This window comes from Faecalibacterium sp. I3-3-33 (genome assembly GCF_023347295.1).
Classification (GTDB): Bacteria; Bacillota; Clostridia; order Oscillospirales; family Ruminococcaceae; genus Faecalibacterium.
Map to the genome: position 1 here is coordinate 754380 of NZ_CP094469.1, position 16719 is coordinate 771098.

Annotated in this window: 19 protein-coding genes and 1 other RNA gene; 7 read left to right on the top strand and 13 right to left on the bottom strand. The window is 61.7% G+C overall.

All coding sequences use genetic code 11. The features are described 5' to 3' along the window. Nucleotides 1-102 precede the first annotated feature (102 nt). The gene (locus MTP39_RS03555) at nucleotides 103-1491 is read left to right on the top strand and encodes a Sapep family Mn(2+)-dependent dipeptidase (protein WP_249241478.1); all 1389 of its coding nucleotides are present in this window, start codon (nucleotides 103-105) and stop codon (nucleotides 1489-1491) included. A gap of 8 nt (nucleotides 1492-1499) precedes the next feature. Continuing rightward, nucleotides 1500-1919: a DUF3842 family protein gene (locus MTP39_RS03560; protein ID WP_117554360.1), complete on the top strand. Its 420-nt coding sequence runs from the start codon at nucleotides 1500-1502 to the stop codon at nucleotides 1917-1919. Nucleotides 1920-2222: 303 nt separating this feature from the next. Here the strand turns inward: MTP39_RS03560 and MTP39_RS03565 are convergent, their stop codons facing one another. The 9 genes from MTP39_RS03565 to MTP39_RS03605 form a co-directional block, all read right to left on the bottom strand. After that, nucleotides 2223-2810, bottom strand: coding sequence for a hydrolase (locus MTP39_RS03565; RefSeq protein ID WP_097778690.1), 588 nt, complete (start codon nucleotides 2808-2810; stop codon nucleotides 2223-2225). Further along, the gene (locus tag MTP39_RS03570) at nucleotides 2807-3028 is read right to left on the bottom strand and encodes a YdbC family protein (protein WP_015536721.1); all 222 of its coding nucleotides are present in this window, start codon (nucleotides 3026-3028) and stop codon (nucleotides 2807-2809) included. The genes MTP39_RS03565 and MTP39_RS03570 overlap by 4 nt, the downstream gene beginning before the upstream one ends. 101 nt (nucleotides 3029-3129) lie before the next feature. Then, nucleotides 3130-3531, bottom strand: a complete 402-nt coding sequence (locus MTP39_RS03575; protein ID WP_249241479.1) for a hypothetical protein — start codon at nucleotides 3529-3531, stop codon at nucleotides 3130-3132. A gap of 42 nt (nucleotides 3532-3573) precedes the next feature. After that, on the bottom strand, nucleotides 3574-6378 hold the full coding sequence (locus MTP39_RS03580; RefSeq protein ID WP_249241480.1) for an AAA family ATPase: 2805 nt from the start codon (nucleotides 6376-6378) through the stop codon (nucleotides 3574-3576). After that, complete coding sequence (locus tag MTP39_RS03585; RefSeq protein ID WP_249241481.1) at nucleotides 6375-7517, bottom strand: exonuclease SbcCD subunit D; 1143 nt, start codon at nucleotides 7515-7517, stop codon at nucleotides 6375-6377. The genes MTP39_RS03580 and MTP39_RS03585 overlap by 4 nt, the downstream gene beginning before the upstream one ends. A 242-nt stretch (nucleotides 7518-7759) precedes the next feature. Next, on the bottom strand, nucleotides 7760-8230 hold the full coding sequence (locus tag MTP39_RS03590) for a peptidoglycan-binding domain-containing protein (protein WP_249241482.1): 471 nt from the start codon (nucleotides 8228-8230) through the stop codon (nucleotides 7760-7762). A gap of 49 nt (nucleotides 8231-8279) precedes the next feature. Next, nucleotides 8280-8915: a stage II sporulation protein R gene (locus tag MTP39_RS03595; protein ID WP_249241483.1), complete on the bottom strand. Its 636-nt coding sequence runs from the start codon at nucleotides 8913-8915 to the stop codon at nucleotides 8280-8282. Nucleotides 8916-9026: 111 nt separating this feature from the next. Then, nucleotides 9027-10388 (bottom strand): PFL family protein, encoded by a 1362-nt coding sequence (locus MTP39_RS03600; RefSeq protein WP_044960914.1) that lies wholly within the window; start codon nucleotides 10386-10388, stop codon nucleotides 9027-9029. A 30-nt stretch (nucleotides 10389-10418) separates the two neighbouring features. Beyond that, nucleotides 10419-10688, bottom strand: coding sequence for an ACT domain-containing protein (locus MTP39_RS03605; RefSeq protein WP_005928182.1), 270 nt, complete (start codon nucleotides 10686-10688; stop codon nucleotides 10419-10421). A 414-nt stretch (nucleotides 10689-11102) separates the two neighbouring features. On the opposite strand from MTP39_RS03605, the gene MTP39_RS03610 reads away from it, so the two are divergent. From MTP39_RS03610 to MTP39_RS03625, 4 genes are read left to right on the top strand one after another with little or no spacing between them, the layout of a single operon-like run. Further along, nucleotides 11103-11582 (top strand): Lrp/AsnC family transcriptional regulator, encoded by a 480-nt coding sequence (locus MTP39_RS03610; RefSeq protein WP_015536725.1) that lies wholly within the window; start codon nucleotides 11103-11105, stop codon nucleotides 11580-11582. Next, nucleotides 11582-12766: a pyridoxal phosphate-dependent aminotransferase gene (locus MTP39_RS03615; RefSeq protein ID WP_097778699.1), complete on the top strand. Its 1185-nt coding sequence runs from the start codon at nucleotides 11582-11584 to the stop codon at nucleotides 12764-12766. The genes MTP39_RS03610 and MTP39_RS03615 overlap by 1 nt, the downstream gene beginning before the upstream one ends. A gap of 12 nt (nucleotides 12767-12778) precedes the next feature. Continuing rightward, nucleotides 12779-13663 (top strand): 4-(cytidine 5'-diphospho)-2-C-methyl-D-erythritol kinase, encoded by an 885-nt coding sequence (ispE, locus tag MTP39_RS03620; RefSeq protein WP_249241484.1) that lies wholly within the window; start codon nucleotides 12779-12781, stop codon nucleotides 13661-13663. A 58-nt stretch (nucleotides 13664-13721) separates the two neighbouring features. After that, nucleotides 13722-13928, top strand: a complete 207-nt coding sequence (locus tag MTP39_RS03625) for a DUF378 domain-containing protein (RefSeq protein ID WP_055185854.1) — start codon at nucleotides 13722-13724, stop codon at nucleotides 13926-13928. Nucleotides 13929-13976: 48 nt separating this feature from the next. Here MTP39_RS03625 and MTP39_RS03630 read toward each other — a convergent pair whose 3' ends face one another. From MTP39_RS03630 to MTP39_RS03640, 3 genes are all read right to left on the bottom strand, one after another. After that, nucleotides 13977-14621, bottom strand: a complete 645-nt coding sequence (locus MTP39_RS03630; protein ID WP_249241485.1) for a hypothetical protein — start codon at nucleotides 14619-14621, stop codon at nucleotides 13977-13979. A gap of 92 nt (nucleotides 14622-14713) precedes the next feature. Then, nucleotides 14714-14918, bottom strand: a non-coding RNA gene (ssrS, locus tag MTP39_RS03635) — 6S RNA. A gap of 26 nt (nucleotides 14919-14944) precedes the next feature. Beyond that, on the bottom strand, nucleotides 14945-15259 hold the full coding sequence (locus tag MTP39_RS03640; protein WP_005928201.1) for a DUF1292 domain-containing protein: 315 nt from the start codon (nucleotides 15257-15259) through the stop codon (nucleotides 14945-14947). Nucleotides 15260-15507: 248 nt separating this feature from the next. On the opposite strand from MTP39_RS03640, the gene MTP39_RS03645 reads away from it, so the two are divergent. Continuing rightward, nucleotides 15508-16230: a peptidylprolyl isomerase gene (locus MTP39_RS03645; protein WP_249241486.1), complete on the top strand. Its 723-nt coding sequence runs from the start codon at nucleotides 15508-15510 to the stop codon at nucleotides 16228-16230. A gap of 48 nt (nucleotides 16231-16278) precedes the next feature. On the opposite strand, the gene ruvX is transcribed toward MTP39_RS03645, so the two are convergent. Further along, entirely contained in the window at nucleotides 16279-16710 is a 432-nt protein-coding gene (gene ruvX, locus MTP39_RS03650; protein ID WP_015536729.1) for a Holliday junction resolvase RuvX, read from the bottom strand. Between the last annotated feature and the right edge of the window lie 9 nt (nucleotides 16711-16719).

Sequence of the window (16719 nt, forward strand, 5' to 3'; positions counted from 1 at the left end):
GTCGTGAAAAATGCCGGTAGCTTTTCCGCCCGGAGTGTGTTACACTGGATAATAGTTGTGAAAACCGGAATCTGCTTCCGGCCAGAAAGGACGTTATAGAACATGGATCAGGCACTGAATCAGAAAATTGACGCATACATTGCGGAAAACAAAGAGCAGCTGCTGCAGGACATTGCAGCGCTGGTCGCCATCGACAGCGTAGAGGGTACCCCGGAGGAGGGCGCACCCTTCGGCGCAGGCCCCCGGGCGGCGCTGGACAAGACGCTGGAACTGGCAGCAGGCATGGGCTTTGCCACCCGCAACTGCGAAAACTACATCGGCTATGCCGAACTGGCCGGTGCAGACCCGGAAAAATATCTGGCTACCATCTGCCATGTGGACGTTGTGCCCGTGGGCAACGGCTGGACGGCAGACCCCTTTAAGATGCGCATTCAGGACGGCTGGCTGCTGGGCCGCGGCGTTTCGGACGACAAGGGCCCGATGATCGTTACCCTGTACGCGCTGAAGTTCCTCAAGGAGCAGGGTTACCAGCTGCGCTACCCCATCCGTGCCATTGTGGGCGACAACGAGGAGACCCACATGAACGATGTGAAGTACTATCTGGAAAACTACCCCGCTCCGGTGTTCTGCTTTACCCCGGATGCCGAGTTCCCGGTGTGCAACGGCGAAAAAGGCCACTTTGGCGGCAAGATCGTCAGCCCGGTGTGCAACGGCGTCATTGCAGAGTTTGAGGGCGGTGTGGCCAACAATGCGGTGCCGGATCGCGCCAGCGCTCTGGTCAAGACCGATATCCGCAAGCTGAAGAACGCCCCCAACATCACGCTGGAACCGGAAGGGGACGGCGTGCGGGTGCGCGGCTGGGGCAAATCCGGCCACGCCGCTATGCCGGAGGGCACGGTGAACGCCATTGGTCTGGTGGTGGATTACCTGCTGGACAACGGTCTGTGCAACGACACCGAGCGCGCATATCTGGAAGCGCTGCGCAAGCTGCACAGCTCCACCGCAGGCACCGGCCTTGGCATCGACTGCGCCGACGGCCCCTTTGGCCCGCTGACCATCATTGGCGGCCGCATCTATATGGAGGACGGCAAGCTGGTGCAGACCATCGACAGCCGCTTCCCCACCTGCACCAACGGCGAAAAGCTGACCGCACAGGTCACTGCTGCGCTGGGCGATGGCGCAAAGCTGGAGGATGTGGACGCAGCCGAGCCTTTCTATATCGAGGCCGACAGCCCCGCCATCCGCGCCTGCATCGACACCTACAACGAGGTGACCGGCGAGAATGCCACCCCCTTTACCATGGGCGGCGGCACCTATGCCCGCCACTTCCCCTATGCCGTCAGCTTCGGCCCGGAGCATGAGGATGTGAAGCTGCCGGAGTTCGGCGGCCCGATGCACGGTGCCAACGAGGCTGCCCCCATCGACAAGCTGCTGGAGGCCGTCAAGATCTACATTCTGGCGCTGCTGCGGCTGGAAGAGATCGACTTCTGAGGTACGGCATGAACGTGCTTGTCATTGACGGGCAGGGCGGGGGACTGGGGCGCCAGCTGGTGGCCGCCCTCAGTGCCCAGTGCCCGGACATCCGGCTGGTGGCCGTGGGCACCAACAGTGTCGCCGCGCAGGCCATGCACAAGGCCGGTGCGCAGCGCGCCGCTACCGGCGAGAACGCTGTGGTGGTGAACTGCCGCAATGCGGATATCATCGTGGGGCCCATCGGCATCGTTATTGCAGACGCGCTGCTGGGGGAGATCACGCCCGCCATGGCCACGGCAGTGTGCCAGAGCAGCGCCACCCGGGTGCTGATCCCGGTGAACCACTGCGAAAACTATATCGTCGGCGTGCCCGACCAGCCCATCGGCAGCCTTGTAGCTGCCGCCGTGCAGAAGGTGAAAGCCCTCTGCGCCGGGGAAGGTTGCTGAAAGGTGCTGCTTTTGCAGACCTTGTGCACAGGGCAGGCAAGACCATCCAAAATGGCCGCCGCGTGTGCTCTGGCCATATTCAGCGGAAGAATATTTTGAATTTCGGGGGACAGGAAAGTCTGCGGAGCTTGTCAGGGCGAAGCCCTTCCATCTGCTTGCGCAGACCGCTTTGCCGCTTAAAAGCCCCACTGGGGCTTTCATTGCTGCGCAAACGCGGACTTTCCTGTCCCCCATTTTCACAAGAGGGGTCGTAACAAAACAGGCGGCTGTACAAAATGCTGTACAGCCGCCTGTTTAGTTTATTCAGCGCATATTGCTGGTACGGTGCTCCATCAGATAGGTAGCCTGCAGGTCTGCGATGTGCAGTTTGACCGCCAGCGGGTACTTGTCGTAGGCTTCCGAAATGGCAAAACAGCCGCCTCGGGCCGCATCGTCAAAGCCGCCCATGTGCCAGCGGATGGCAACCGCTTCCTCCACCTTCAGCTTCATGAACCGCTCGATGAGGAACACGCTCTTTTCGCCGTGACCGTAGGGAAACAGGTCGTCCACACTGTAAAAGGGCGCTTTCTCCCACTGCCCGGTGGCTTCGTTCTTCACGTTGCGGGTGCCCAGCTTGTAGTAGTTAGCCTTGCACAGATCGTGCAGCAGGGCACAGATAGCGTAGCTTTCCTCGCTTTCGCCCTCGGTGAAAAAGCTGTCGTGCAGCGCGTGGTAGACGTTCAGACTGTGCATACACAGCCCGCCCTCACAGGCTCCGTGAAAACGGGTGGACGCCGGTGCGGTGAAAAAATCCGTCTTTTTGTCCAGCCAGTCCAGCAGCTTTTCACTGCCCGGGCGGGTGACGTGCTGCTGCCAGACCTCCAGAAACTCTGCGCGGTCGCCCCCGCTCACAGCTCCATGTCCTCCAGAATGCCCTTGAGGATGGCCAGCTCGTCGTGGCTCAGGGAGATACCCTTGCCCATGCGGGTGCCGTCCGGGGACCAGTCGCGGATGTCGTACTTGGGCTCGCCGTCATTCCAGCTGATAAGGTTCAGCTGACGCTCCCAGCCGCGGGGACGCTGGCTCAGCACGGCTACACGCTGGACAACTTCGTATTTGATCTCTGCCATATTGCAAAACCTGCCTTTATGTTTGTATGCTACCATAATAAGGGAAGTACGGCGAGATTTCAACAGGTAAACTGAAATATTTCAAAAAATTTTTATGACATTCAGCCGTAAGGGGCGTCCTCGCGCCATTCCACCAGCTCCAAAACAGCGGCAGTGTCCTCGTCCGGGGCGGGGTGACGGCTGTGCAGCTTCTGCTTTGTGCTGAACAGCTCGGGCGCGTAGTGCGCCATCACGCTGGTCTGCACGTCCCCGGCCAGAAAGGCGGCGGCATTCTTCTGACGGCAGGCCATGGGGGTGCCGTCTGTCATGGGGACGCCGGGCTTTTCCGGCTGCGGCAGCTCCGGCGGGGGCAGCTGGGTGCCGGGCGTGTCCGGCGCAGCAGGGGGCTGCAGGGGCATCCTGCCCAGCGGCGGGGCATTGCGGGTGCTGTTTGCCTGCGGGGCGGCAGCGGTGCCGGGCTGGTTTTCCAGTTCGTGGCGGATGAAGGGCTCCAGAGAATTCATCAAAATTCACCTCCGCCTCTAGTGTGCCCCGTCGGCGGCGTTTTACACCCGCAGCTCTACGGTGGAGCCGCCGGTGCGGGCCTTGTGCACCACCACCTGCCGGTCGATGCGGTCCTTGAGCGCCCCCACATGGGAGATGATGCCCACCAGCCGGTCGCCCTCGGTCAGGCCGGAGAGCACCCGGATGGCAAGCTCCAACGATTCCTCGTCCAAAGAGCCGAAGCCCTCGTCCAGAAACAAAGTATCCAGCCGGATACCGCCGGCGCTGCTCTGCACCTCGTCCGAAAGGCCCAGCGCCAGCGCCAGCGAAGCCTTGAAGCTCTCGCCGCCGGAAAGGGTCTTTACGCTGCGGCGGGTGCCGTTGTAGTGGTCGATGACGCCAAGGTCCAGCCCGGACTGGCTGCGCTGGTTCTCTGCGCCGATGCGCTCCAGCTCGTACTGCCCGGCGGTCATCTGCATCAGGCGGGTGTTGGCGTAGCGCAAAATGCGGTCCAGATAGTTCATTTGGATGTAGGCTTCCAGCTTGATTTTTTGCTTGCTGGTCAGGGTGCCGCCCGCCGTGGCGGCCAGTGCGCTGACCCATTGCCACCGGCTTTCCAGCGCCTGCCGCGCCTCGGCGGCAGCGCGGTACTGTGCCGCCGTTTTGCGGTTGGGCAGCAACTGTGCCGAAAGCTGCTTTTCCCGGCTGCGCAAAGCCTCACGCGCGGCGGTCAGCGCGGTCTGCTGTGCGGTAAGCTCCTCGGCGCTGCGGGCGGGCAGTTCCTTTTGGGCAGCGGTCTGCTGTGCGGTCAGCGCCTCCACAGCAGCTTCAGCGGCGGCAACGCTCTGCTCGGCCTGTTTCAGCTTGCGCTGCGCCGTCTCCATACCGGTGCGCAGGGTGCGGCGGTCGGCTTCCAGCTTGTCCAGTGCCGCCTGTGCGTCCGCGCGCCGGGGGTAGGGCAGAGCGGCGCGCCGCTCTGCGATTTGACTCTCCAGCGCGTCTGCACTTGCATTCTGGGCGGCGGCGCTGCGGTCGGCCTCGGCAGCGGCCTGCTCCAGCGCCGGGCGCTGGCGGGTCTTGGCCTGCCGGTCGGCTTCCAGCTGCGCCTTGCGGCGGCAGTTGGCCTCAGCCTGTCGGCACTGTGCGGCACAGTCTGCCTGTTCCGTCTGCAAGGCGGCGGCTTCCTCGGCCAGAACGTTGGTCATCAGGGCAAAGGTGAGGGGGACGGTGCCCTCCGGGGCGGTAAAGCGCTCCGGCAGCAGGGTCTCGGCATCCCGCCGGAGGGAAGTTTTGGCTTCGTTGACAGCAGCCAGTGCGCTCTGGGCGGCAGCGCTGGCAGTCTGTGCCTGCCGGTCAGCTTCCGCAGCGGCCTGCCGTGCGGCTTCCACCTGTGCCTGCGTGGGCGCGGTATGGGGCAGCAGGGCGCGGGCAGGGTGATGGGTACTGCCGCACACCGGGCAGGGGACGCCCTCGACAAGGCTTTCGGCCAGCAGCCCGGCCTGTGCGTCCAGAAATGCCCGTTCCAGCGCGTCCCGCCGGGCGCGGGCTTCGTCCTGTGCGGCGGCAGCGGCGCGGTAATTCTCCTGCGCCTTGTGGGCGCGTTTTGCCCGTCGCTGGCATTCCGTAAGGCGCTGCTCCAGCTTTGTCAGTGCTTCGCCGCGCTGTGTCAACTGGGCGCTGCGGTTTTGCAGCGCCAACAGCCGGGTGTCCGCGTCTGCCAGTGCGGCAAGTTCGGCTTCGGCGGCGGCAAGGGCAGCGTTCAGGTTATCCAGCTGGGTGCGCCGCTTTTGCGCCTGTGCCGCCGCCAGCCGGGCGGCGTCCCGCGCTTCGGTCTGCTGGCGGCAGACCGCGTCCAGCGCATCATAGGCCGCAAGGGCACTCTGCGCCTGCGTTACCTGTGCGGTCAGGGCATCCAGCTGCGCGGCATCCCCGGCGTGACGGTCGGCCTCGGCACGGGCAGCATCCAGTGCGGGCTTTGCGGCGGCAAGCTCAGCCTGCCGGGCAGCCAGCTGCTGCGCCAGCCGCTGCACCTGTGCGGCGGCACCCAGCTGCTGCTGTACTTTGTTCAGCTGGGCTTCGGTGATGTGCAGGGCGGTGCCGGCTTTCTCCAGTGCCGCAGCCTGCCGTGCGGTCAGGGCGTCCAGCAAGGTAAGCGCCGTTTCCGGTACAGTCTGGGCGCACAGGGCGCGCAGCGCCTCGGCATCCGGGTCCTCCGGGCTGAATTGCAGCCCACCCAGCAGGCTGTCCAGCTTGGCGTTCTGGGCGGTGCGCTGCTGGTTCAGCGCGGATGCTTCGGCTTGTAAGCGCTCCTGCAGCTGGGCGTAGCGCTGGGTGCGGAACAGCTTGCGGAAGATGCGGCTGCGCTCCTCGGTAGAGGCATTGAGCAGCTTTGTGAACTGCCCCTGCGCGATGAGTACGATCTGGGAAAACTGGTTATAGTCCAGCCCGATGATCTCCTGCACGGCGGCGGTCACGTCTTTGGCTTTGGTCACCGGCGGACGGCCGTCCGGGTAGGTCAGGGTGGCATCCGCCTTTTCGGTGGTCATGCCCTCGCCCCGGGCCTTGGGACGCTGATACTCCGGGTTGCGGCGCACCGTGTAGCGCACGCCGTGCACCTCAAATTCCAGCTCCACAAAGGTGGGGGTCTTGTCGTCCGCGTACTTGCAGCGCAGCATGGAGCCTTCCCGGATGCCGCTGCTGGAATGATCGTACAGCGCGTAGGTGATGGCATCAAAAAGGGTAGTCTTGCCCGCGCCGGTGTCGCCGGTAATGAGGTACAGCCCGCCCTTGCCCAGCTTTTCAAGGTCAAGGGTAGTCTGGGCGGCATAGGGGCCAAAGGCCGAAAGGGTCAGTCGCAGCGGTCTCATACAGTGTCGCCCTCCTTCCAGATCTCCTCGATCAGTTCTTGGCAGAATGCCGTCTGCTCGGCGGTCAGGGGCTGGTTGTTTTGCAGCTGGTAAAAGGCTGCCAGATGTTCCAGCGGGGAGATGCTCTCGGTGCGCTCCGGGGCGCAGATCTCCTGCTGCTGGCGGGTGCGCTGGTTGTCGTAGTCCAGCTGCATCAGGTTGGGGTAGATGACCCGCAGCCGCGCCAGCGCGTCCGGTACATCCTGCTCGTCGGTCAGGGTGATGTGCAGGTAATCGTCCACGGCGGTGCCCTCGTAGCGGCGGCGGTCGGTCAGTTCCATGTAGCTGCCGCGCAGCCCGCGCAGATCGTGCCGGGGGGTCAGGGGCGCGGTGGTGATGTGCACCTCGCCCTTTGCGCCCAGCTCCACAAAGGTGGCGCTTTTGCGCTGCCCCACTTCCGAAAAGGAATATTTCAGCGGCGTGCCGCAGTAGCGCAAGGTCTCTCGCCCCACCTTTTGCGGGCTGTGCAGATGCCCCAGCGCCACATAGTCAAAGGCATCGAACAGGGCGGCGTCCACGCTATCCACCCCGCCCACCGAGGGTTCCTCGCTCTCGCAGGCGGCAGCACCCGCCACAAACTGGTGCGCCACCAGCACGCTGCGGTGGCCGGGGTCCGGGGTGCAGTGCCGCAGCACGCAGGCAAGGGCGTCGTTGTAGCTCTCAATAGGCTCGTCCGGCCAGACATGCCGCACCATGGCGGGCTTCAAAAAGGGCAGTAAGTACACATCCACCGTGCCGTGTGCATCCTGCAGGGGGATGGGCTGCGGCGCACCGGTGAACACCGGGCTGACGTAGACCCGGCTGTCAGCCAGCAGGGCCGAGCCAAAGGCCACTCGGTCGGCAGAATCGTGGTTGCCGCTGATGGCGAACACCGGCAGCTTCCGCGCCGCCAGTTGGGTAAGGAACCAGTCCAGCAGCCGCACCGCTTCGGCAGGGGGAACGGGCTTGTCGTAAAGGTCGCCGGCCAGCAGCACGCCGTCCACAGGGGTCTCATCCAGCATGGCTAGAATTTGTTCCAGAATATACCGCTGATCTTCCAGCATGGAAAACTCGCACACCCGCTTGCCCAGATGCAGGTCGGATAAATGCAGAAAACGCAAACAGGAACACCGCCTTTCAAAAAACGCTTTGTCCTATTATAACGCAGCCGCCGCTGCACGCGCAACCAAGGAGAACAGAAAAACGGACAACTGCTGTTTGCCGTTGCGACCCCTTCTGTGAAAATGGGACACCGGAGCGTCCGCAGACGCTCCGGTGTCCCAAAATTTAAAATGATTTTTCCGCTGAATATGGCCAAAGCGCACGCGGAGGCCATTCCAAATCGTTTTACGGTCTGCGTATATCAGAACATTTTCTCCCAAGTAGCGTAGCCCACGCTGCCGTCTGCCGTCAGGCCGTTGCGGCGTTGGAACCGCTGCACGGCGGCAGCGGTGGCTGCACCGTATCTGCCGTCATCCTTCAGCCGCTCGCCCAGAGAGTTGAGCTTTTGCTGCACCAGCCGCACTGTGCCGCCGGAATCGCCGGTGTGCAGCACAATGCCGGGGTAGGGCACCTTCAGCCCGTGCTTTGCGGTGTAGCGGGTGTAGAGCACGTTCCATGTGTTCTGTCCCACCTTGCCGTCCATGTTCATTTTGTTCTTCAGCTGGAACTCCTGCACGGCACGCTGGGTGCCGACGCCGAACTTGCCGTCCGCCTTCAGCTCGTCATACCATGTGCACGCATCACGCACGCCGTTGAGCCATGTCTGAACAAGTGCCACGTCCGGCCCGGAGGAGCCGCGCTGGAGCAGGGAATAATAACCGGGAATCGCCATAGAGGGATCCCTCCTTTCCCTCCATGCTATGCTCCGGCGGGGTGCGGCGTCACCCTGCCAGCAGCACCGTCTGCCGCCGGGCGGTCAGCCGGTGCGCCCAGTCCACCAGCCGGAACCGTAGGATGTACTGCCCGCAGACAAGGTCGTTTTCGGCAGGCAGAGCGTAGCCGCCCTGCGCAAAGCTGCACAGCCCCGGGTACAGCACACACCACCAGTTGCGTCCGCTACCGCTGCCAATATCAATGCGCACGGCATCGTACCGCCCGGCGGGCAGCTGACCGGTGGGGTAGCGCCGGGCAGGGAAGTACATATTTACAAGGTACACCCGCACTGGCGCATGGATGCCCTGTGCCGCCAGTGCACGCTGCGCCGACAGCTGAAACTGCAAAAGCTGCCCTGCTGCCCATGCCCGTGCCTCCGGTGCGCTCTGCGCCGGGCACTGCTGCATCACGGCAAGCACCGCGTCCCGCACCCGGAGCTTGGCGCTCTGGTCGGTTACAGCGTTGCTGGCTGCCCGGATGTGCAGCCGCAGGGTGTCGGCGCACAGCGCAGCCCCTGCATCCAGCTGAGTGCGCCCCCAGCATAGCCCCTGCAAAGCGCCGCACAGCGCAAAGCCCGCTAGCAAGCTGGCGCACAGCAGTCGCATCTGCCGGACGGGAAGCGGTTTTGAAAAACAGCGAAGCATAAAAAACAGACCCCTCTTCTGGAAATGATAACCAGAGAATGGGTCTGTTGCAGCGGGGTTATACAAAAAACTTTCCGTCATTACTGCACAATGACGGAGAGGAAGTTCATTTTAGTTCTTCAAAGACTGCATGGGTGCGGGCAGGCGGCCGCCGCGGTTGATGAACACCGAGGGGTCGTGGCTGTTCACCGGCATGATGGGACCGTAGCCCAGCAGACCGCCGAAGTCCAGCACCTCACCGGCCTTGCGGCCGATGGCAGGGATGACGCGCACGGCGGTGGTCTTGCTGTTCACCATACCAATGGCAGCCTCGTCCGCGATCAGGGCGCTGATGACGGCAGGGGTGGTGTCGCCGGGGATGATGACCATGTCGATGCCCACAGAGCAGACGGCGGTCATGGCTTCCAGCTTTTCAATCGTCAGGCAGCCGATCTCGGCAGCGTGGATCATACCGGCATCCTCACTGACCGGGATAAAGGCACCGGACAGGCCGCCGACGTGGTTGGAGGCCATCACACCGCCCTTCTTCACGGCATCGTTCAGCAGGGCAAGGCAGGCGGTGGTGCCGCAGCAGCCACAGGTCTCCAGACCCATCTCTTCCAGAATGTTGGCCACGCTGTCGCCGATGGCAGGGGTGGGAGCCAGCGAAAGGTCGATGATACCGGCGGGCACGCCCAGTGCCTTGGAGGCAAGGTTTGCCACCAGCTGACCTACGCGGGTGATCTTGAAGGCGGTGCGCTTTACAAGTTCTGCCACCTCGTCAATGGGGGCGTCCTTGGGCAGGCGTGCCAGCGCGGCGCGTACAGCGCCCGGGCCGGAAACGCCCACATGGATCTCGCAGTCCGGCTCGCCGGGGCCGTGGAAGGCACCGGCCATGAAGGGGTTATCCTCCGGGGCGTTGCAGAACACCACCAGCTTGGCAGCGCCGATGCACTGACGGTCGGCGGTCAGCTCGCTGGCCTTCTTCACGGCCTCGCCCATCAGCTTGATGGCGTCCATGTTCAGACCGGCCTTGGTGGCGCCGATGTTCACCGAGCTGCACACGATGTCGGTCTCGGCCAGTGCGCGGGGGATGGACTCGATCAGGCGGCGGTCACCGGCAGAAAAGCCCTTGTGCACCAGTGCGCTGTAACCACCCACAAAGTTCACGCCCACCTTTTTGCCGGCAGCGTCCAGCGTCTTTGCAAAGTCCACGGGGTCTGCCTCCGGGCAGGCACCCAGCAGCATGGCAATGGGGGTAACGCTGATGCGCTTGTTGATGATGGGGATACCGTACTCGGCACTGATGTGCTCCACGGTGGAGACAAGGTTTGCGGCCTTGGTGGTGATTTTGTTGTAGATATTCTCGCAGGCCTTCTTGGGGTCCGGGTCGATGCAGTCCAGCAGGCTGATGCCCATGGTCACGGTGCGCACGTCCAGATTATCCTGCGTGAACATCTCGATGGTCTCCAGGATATCCCCGGTGTTAAACATACTCATAGCGGTTGCGGGCTCCTTTCCGGCTCAGATGGTGTGCATGGCGTCAAAAACTTCCTGACGGGTCACGTTGATCTGCATCCCCATCTCGGCGGCAAGCGCATCGGTGCGCTTGTGCAGCTGGTCGTGGTCAACATTGCAGTTGGAAAGGTCCACCAGCATGATCATGGCAAACATTCCCTGCAGGATGCTCTGGGTCACATCCTCGATGTTGATGTTCAGTTCGGTGCACAGACCGGCCACCTTTGCGACAACGCCCACGGTATCGTGTCCAATGACGGTAATGAAAGCTTTCATGGTTTCCACCCTCGTTTTCCTTATATTGATTGGTGCCGCAAAAGGCCCGGCACACGCTTACCCTTCCAGTATAGCAGATTTAGCAAATTTTGAACACACTTTTTGTAAAAAAGAGCAGAATACAGGGGCAAAAGACATTCTATATAAAAATCAAGTGCAATCTGCCGGGGCTTGTGCTATACTTATACTTAAGGCAACACCGCATAATTCCCGTCTTACGGCTTAAGCACCACTCCGGCGGCTGCGGTACGGCATCTGCGTTGCCAAAATGCTCGATAATACACAAAGTATTATCTGTGCTTTTGGCTTAGCAGCTGCCGCACCTCACTCGCCGTATCGGCACTTAGAATTATGCGGTATTGCCTTAATTTCCCGCGGATTTCCGTGTAGAGGGTTGATAAGGAGTATATGACAATGGAACAGCTTTTGAAGATTCTGGAAAACAACGCCCGTCTGCCCGTGGAGGACATTGCCACCATGCTGAACAAATCCCCCGCCGAGGTGGCGGCGATGATGGATCTTGCCCGGGCGCAGGGCATCATCAAGGGCTACAAGACCCTTGTGGACTGGGAAAAGGCCAAGGTGAACCGCGTGGAGGCGGTCATCGAGCTGAACGTCAGCCCCAAAAAGAGCCGCGGATTTGATGAGATCGCCGCCACCATCGCCGCCTTTGACGAGGTGGAGAGTGTGCTGCTGATGAGCGGCGGCTACGACCTGCAGCTGGTGATCAAGGGACAGACCTTCCAGGAGATCGCCCTGTTTGTGGCAAAGCGGCTTTCGCCGCTGGACGATGTGCTGTCCACCGCCACTCATTTTGTGCTGCGCACCTACAAAAAAGAGGGGCGGCTGTATCAGGATGAAGAAATTGATGAAAGAGAGTGCACGGTGCTGTGATGGATTATGATAAACTGATCGCGCCTGCCGCCAAGGCCATGCGCCCCTCCGGCATCCGCAAATTTTTCGATCTGGCCGCCGAAATGCCCGAGTGCATCAGCCTTGGCGTGGGCGAGCCGGACTTCAAGACCCCATGGGCTGTGCGCGAGGCCGGCATCGAAAGCCTTGAGCATGGCCGCACCCGCTATACCTCCAACGCCGGCTTAAAAGAGCTGCGCGCCGAGATCAGCCGGTATCTGGAGCGGCGCATGAACCTGCGCTACGACCCCATGCGGCAGATTTTAGTGACCGTGGGCGGCAGCGAAGCCATTGATATGTGCATCCGCACACTGGTAAAGCCCGGGGACGAGGTGATCATCCCGGAGCCCTGCTTTGTGTGCTACGAGCCCATCACCACCCTGTCCGGCGGCGTGCCGGTGCACGTTGCCTGCCGTCAGGAGGACGAGTTCCGTCTGCGTGCCGATGCGCTGAAGGCCGCCATCACCCCCAAGACCAAGCTGGTCATCATGCCCTTCCCCAACAACCCCACCGGTGCAGTGATGGAGCGGGAAGATCTGGAAGCTGTTGCCGAGGTGCTGCGCGGCACCGACATCATGGTGTTGTCCGACGAGATCTACGCCGAGCTGAACTACGGCCTGCGGCCGCACGTTTCCATTGCCACCCTGCCCGGCATGGCAGAGCGCACGATTGTGGTGAATGGCTTTTCCAAGAGCTACGCCATGACCGGCTGGCGGCTGGGCTACGCCTGCGGCCCGGAGGCGGTCATTAAAATTATGACCAAGATCCACCAGAGTGCCATCATGAGCGCCCCTACCACCAGCCAGTACGCCGCCATCACCGCCCTGAAGGAGTGCGATGGCGAGATCGACCGGATGCGGGACGAGTACAATATGCGCCGCCGTCTGGTGGTGCGCAGCTTCAACGATATGGGTCTGACCTGCTTCGAGCCCCGGGGTGCGTTCTACGCCTTCCCCTGCATCAAGAGCACCGGCATGAGCAGTCAGGAGTTCTGCACAAAACTTTTGGAGCAAAAGCACGTTGCCATCATCCCCGGCGATGCCTTTGGCGCTTCCGGCGAGGGCTATTGCCGCGTTTCCTACGCTTACAGCGTGGAGCACCTGACCGAGGCGCTGAAGCGTATCCGGGAGTTTTTGGTGGAAAACAACATCTACCACGGCAACTGAGGAGGAACACAGATGGAACGGCGAGAGCGGAGAAACGCGGTGACCGTGCTGGCACCGGCCAAGCTCAATCTGGCACTGGATGTAGTAGGCTTGCTGCCCAACGGCTACCATGCGCTGGACATGACCATGCAGACCATCACCCTGTACGAGCGGGTGATGCTGCGCCGCAGCACCGGGCTCAGTCTGCGTCTGCCGGGCAGCCTTGTGCAGCCCAACGATAAAAATACCGCCATCAAGGCGGCGCTGGAGTTCTTCCACTACACCGGCCTGCTGGCGGGGGTGGATATCACCATCTACAAAAACACCCCGGTGCGGGCGGGCATGGCGGGCGGCAGCGCAGACGCCGCCGCCGTGCTGGTGGGACTGAACGCGTTGTACGGCGCAAAACTTTCCATGAGCGAATTGTGCGCGCTGGGCGCAGGCATCGGTGCGGACGTGCCCTTTGCCCTGATGGGCGGCACCTGCCGGGTGCAGGGCGTGGGCGACCTGCTCAAGGCGCTGCCGCCCGTGCCGGACTGCTGGTTCACGGTGGTAATGCCGGATTACGGCGTGTCCACCCCGGAGGCCTTTGCCGCCTATGATACCGTGGGCAGCAGCACCCACCCGGACTGTGAGGCGCAGGAAAAGGCTATCCGCGCCGGAGACTTGGATGCTGTATGCGCTGCCGCCGGTAACGCGCTGGAAGAGTGCAGCGGCGCAAAGGATAACGAAAAAATCAAAGCCCTGCTCCGGGCGCACGGCGCTGTCACCGCGCTGATGACCGGCAGCGGTGCGGCGGTGTTCGGCGTGTTCCGGGACGAAGCTGCCGCCAGAGCCGCCGCAGCGGCAGCAAAGCGGCAGTGGCCGCAGGTCTACGTTGCGCAGCCCGACCGCGGCGGTGCACGGGTGATCCGCTAAAAAAGTATAAACCTCCTTCCCGCAGGGCATACTGGCCCCAAAGGAAGGAGGTCTTTTTATGCAGACCTTTTACAAAATCTGCCTGCTGCTGCTCATTGTGGGCGGTGTGAACTGGGGGCTCGTGGGGCTTTTTCAGTTCGACCTTGTGGGCTGGCTGCTGGGCGGCAGTACCTCGGTGTGGTCCCGTATCGTGTTTGCGCTGGTGGGCTTGGCCGCCCTTGGCTGCATTCCGAATCTGTTCAGCGAGGAACCGGAGGAAGAATAACAAAACGGCTGCTGCACTTAACAGTGCGGCAGCCGTTTTGTGCTTGTGTTATCGGTCGTTATCCACATCGTCCCAGCCGATAAGGTCGGGCAGGGTCAGCGTTTCGTCCGAGCAGTGGTGGCTTGTACGGCGCTGGTCGGTGGCCTTCGTATGGATAACCTCGCGGGCAAGCTCCCGGATGGCAATGCAGTCCTCCGGCAGGTCGGTCTGGCTGCGGCCGGAGTGGGTGAACAGAATCTGCCCCTCGTGGCCGACGATCAGGGTCATGGGCAAAATCTGCGGAGCATTGCGATCGTAATGATAACCGGCATCCCGGGCACTTTTGTAGATGCGCTGGGCAGAAAAGCTCCAGCTTAAAAGTCCGCGTGCCTGTTCCACCCCCAGATAGCTGTACAGCACGCCCGGCGCATCGCAGATGATGGGGAAAGGAAACTCCTTGCCCTGCGTAGCCTCGGCCACCGCGCGGGGCACTGAGCGCACCACGCACGCCAGCCGCACACCCCGCAGCCGCGGCAGGGTCTTTAAGTAGCGGGCAAGGTATTCCCGGGTGACCGGGTGGTCGAACCCGGGCAGAAAGATCATGCACAGGGGCTCGGTGCCCGCACACAGGGCGTAAAAATCGTTGCCCGGGGTGGTGGGGGTGTCAAAGGTGAACCGGGGAATGGAAGTACCAACCAGATGCTCAGAACTCATGCCGCAATTGCACATCCTTTCAAATGGTGATAAAAAAATCCACAGCCGTGCCCTGTGTTTGCAGGGGCACAAGCGGTGGATTGGATTACTATAAAGATCCCGCCCGGTCGTCTGCGGTCAATCAAACCTACCCTTACGGACAGGTGGGTGCCCTGTCTCCGGAATCACGCTTCCTCATCGAGCCTCCATGGTCGACCCATGGCGGGGAGGTCTGCAATCCACCGGAGAACTCCGGGCTCCCGTTGAATGATTAGTAGGATCATACAAACCGCAACAAATCGAGCCGGGCAGGAAGTCTTGCACGGGTCAATCCGTCAAAGGACTTACTCGATATCGTAGTCCTCGCTCAGACGCTGTTCGAACAGCTTGCTGACTTCCATCAGCACCTCGTCGTCCTCTACAACGTCCAGATATTCGCCTTCGTCATCTTCCCCGACACTCAGGATCACCAGCTGGGCGTCCTCGTTCAGGTCCTCTTCGTTCTCGGCGTATTCCACAACAGCCAGATAATGCACGCCCTTGTGGTCCAGCGCATCGATCACCTCAAAGGTGACCTCGTTGCCGTCCTCGTCCTCAAGGGTCATCAGGTCAGGCTGATATTCTTCCTCAGTATTGGGGTTCTTGATCTCGTCAGACATAATACGCTCCTGTATTGCTTTATCACAAAAAGCAGTTGATGCCGCGGGCTGTGCCCCGCTTGGTCTGCTTATAGTGTAGCGTGTTTTGCCCGGTTCGTCAAGATGCTTTTTCGCACAGAAATCATTGGATAAATTTTCACGCAATTTCCTCTCGCACTGCCGCGCAGAATATGGTATACTACTGGTTGAATCTTTTGCGCTGCACCGTGCAGCGTTGTAGTACAGTATATGGAACAGGGAGCGGGAATATGTTGAAAAAATTCGGGGCAGTCTGTCTTGTGGCGGTGCTGCTGCTTACCGGCTGCACGCTGCGGCCGCAGGAAAACGGCAGCAAAGTCCAGAGCATCAGCCGCCCGGCGGTGGAATCGGCCGAGTTGCAGTTCACCCACCCGGCGGCGGGAGACACGGTTGCGGTGTTCGATACCTCTGCGGGTGTTTTCCGGGCGGTGCTCTTCCCGGAAAAGGCTCCGCAGGCCTGCGATAACTTTATTGGTCTTGTACAGCAGGGCTACTACAACGGCCTTACCGTGAGCCGGGTGGAGAACCAGTTCGTGGTGGAAGCCGGGCAGGGCGCAGACGGCAAAGGCTCTACCATCTGGAAGGGCAGCCGCTACCCGGTGGAAGCATCGGACGGCCTGCACCATTACGCCGGGGCGCTGTGCATGGGCGTGGACGCCTCCGGCGCGTGTGCCAGCGTGTTCTATGTAGTGGAATCGCTGCCGGGAGAGCAGTCGGTGACGCAGGAGCTGGTGGACCAGATGAATGCCGCCGGTTACCGCGCCGAGGTGGTATCCGCTTACCAGACGGCGGGCGGTGCGCCCTATCTGGACTACACCGATACCGTGTTCGGGCAGGTGTACGAGGGCATGGACATCGTGGACGCCATCGCCCAGACCGCTGTGGACGAAAGCCAGAAGCCCACCACCGAGATCACCATCAACAGCGTGAGCATCGAGACCTATCAGGGATAATAGTAAAGTCAAAAAATGATGCCTGTGCGTGAGCACAGGCATCATTTTTCATATCTCCCCGGGGTGTTCCTTGCGCCATGCAAGGTAGTCCTCCAGAATCACCGTGGCGCTGACCGAATCCAGGATCTCCTTGCGGCGGCTGCCGTAGGTGCCGCTTTCGTCCAGAAGGTCGGCGGCGGCGCAGGTAGTCTGGCGCTCGTCCCACATCCGCACCGGCAGGCCGCTCCAAAGCTCCACGGTCTTTGCCAGCTTGCGGCTCTTGGCGGCGCGTTCGCCCTCGGTGCCGTCCATATTCAGCGGCAGACCGATCAGGATCATCTCGGCTTCGATCTCCTTCGCCACCTCGCATACCCGGGCGGCTACTTTGTTGCGGGCCTTTAAGGTGATCTGGGGCGTGATGGCGGTGGTAAGAAATTCGGTGCGGTCACAGGTGGCAAGCCCGGTGCGGCTGTCCCCGTAGTCAACGGCTAAAATCTTCATACAAAGTCC

Excerpts from the sequence above, each read along its gene's own strand:
- MTP39_RS03555 (WP_249241478.1), top strand. The coding sequence starts at position 103 with ATGGATCAGGCACTGAATCAGAAAATTGACGCATACATTGCGGAAAAC.
- MTP39_RS03560 (WP_117554360.1), top strand. The coding sequence starts at position 1,500 with ATGAACGTGCTTGTCATTGACGGGCAGGGCGGGGGACTGGGGCGCCAG.
- MTP39_RS03570 (WP_015536721.1), bottom strand. The coding sequence starts at position 3,028 with ATGGCAGAGATCAAATACGAAGTTGTCCAGCGTGTAGCCGTGCTGAGC.
- MTP39_RS03575 (WP_249241479.1), bottom strand. The coding sequence starts at position 3,531 with ATGAATTCTCTGGAGCCCTTCATCCGCCACGAACTGGAAAACCAGCCC.
- MTP39_RS03580 (WP_249241480.1), bottom strand. The coding sequence starts at position 6,378 with ATGAGACCGCTGCGACTGACCCTTTCGGCCTTTGGCCCCTATGCCGCC.
- MTP39_RS03590 (WP_249241482.1), bottom strand. The coding sequence starts at position 8,230 with ATGGCGATTCCCGGTTATTATTCCCTGCTCCAGCGCGGCTCCTCCGGG.
- MTP39_RS03595 (WP_249241483.1), bottom strand. The coding sequence starts at position 8,915 with ATGCTTCGCTGTTTTTCAAAACCGCTTCCCGTCCGGCAGATGCGACTG.
- MTP39_RS03600 (WP_044960914.1), bottom strand. The coding sequence starts at position 10,388 with ATGTTTAACACCGGGGATATCCTGGAGACCATCGAGATGTTCACGCAG.
- MTP39_RS03605 (WP_005928182.1), bottom strand. The coding sequence starts at position 10,688 with ATGAAAGCTTTCATTACCGTCATTGGACACGATACCGTGGGCGTTGTC.
- MTP39_RS03610 (WP_015536725.1), top strand. The coding sequence starts at position 11,103 with ATGGAACAGCTTTTGAAGATTCTGGAAAACAACGCCCGTCTGCCCGTG.
- MTP39_RS03615 (WP_097778699.1), top strand. The coding sequence starts at position 11,582 with ATGGATTATGATAAACTGATCGCGCCTGCCGCCAAGGCCATGCGCCCC.
- ispE (WP_249241484.1), top strand. The coding sequence starts at position 12,779 with ATGGAACGGCGAGAGCGGAGAAACGCGGTGACCGTGCTGGCACCGGCC.
- MTP39_RS03625 (WP_055185854.1), top strand. The coding sequence starts at position 13,722 with ATGCAGACCTTTTACAAAATCTGCCTGCTGCTGCTCATTGTGGGCGGT.
- MTP39_RS03630 (WP_249241485.1), bottom strand. The coding sequence starts at position 14,621 with ATGAGTTCTGAGCATCTGGTTGGTACTTCCATTCCCCGGTTCACCTTT.
- MTP39_RS03640 (WP_005928201.1), bottom strand. The coding sequence starts at position 15,259 with ATGTCTGACGAGATCAAGAACCCCAATACTGAGGAAGAATATCAGCCT.
- MTP39_RS03645 (WP_249241486.1), top strand. The coding sequence starts at position 15,508 with ATGTTGAAAAAATTCGGGGCAGTCTGTCTTGTGGCGGTGCTGCTGCTT.
- ruvX (WP_015536729.1), bottom strand. The coding sequence starts at position 16,710 with ATGAAGATTTTAGCCGTTGACTACGGGGACAGCCGCACCGGGCTTGCC.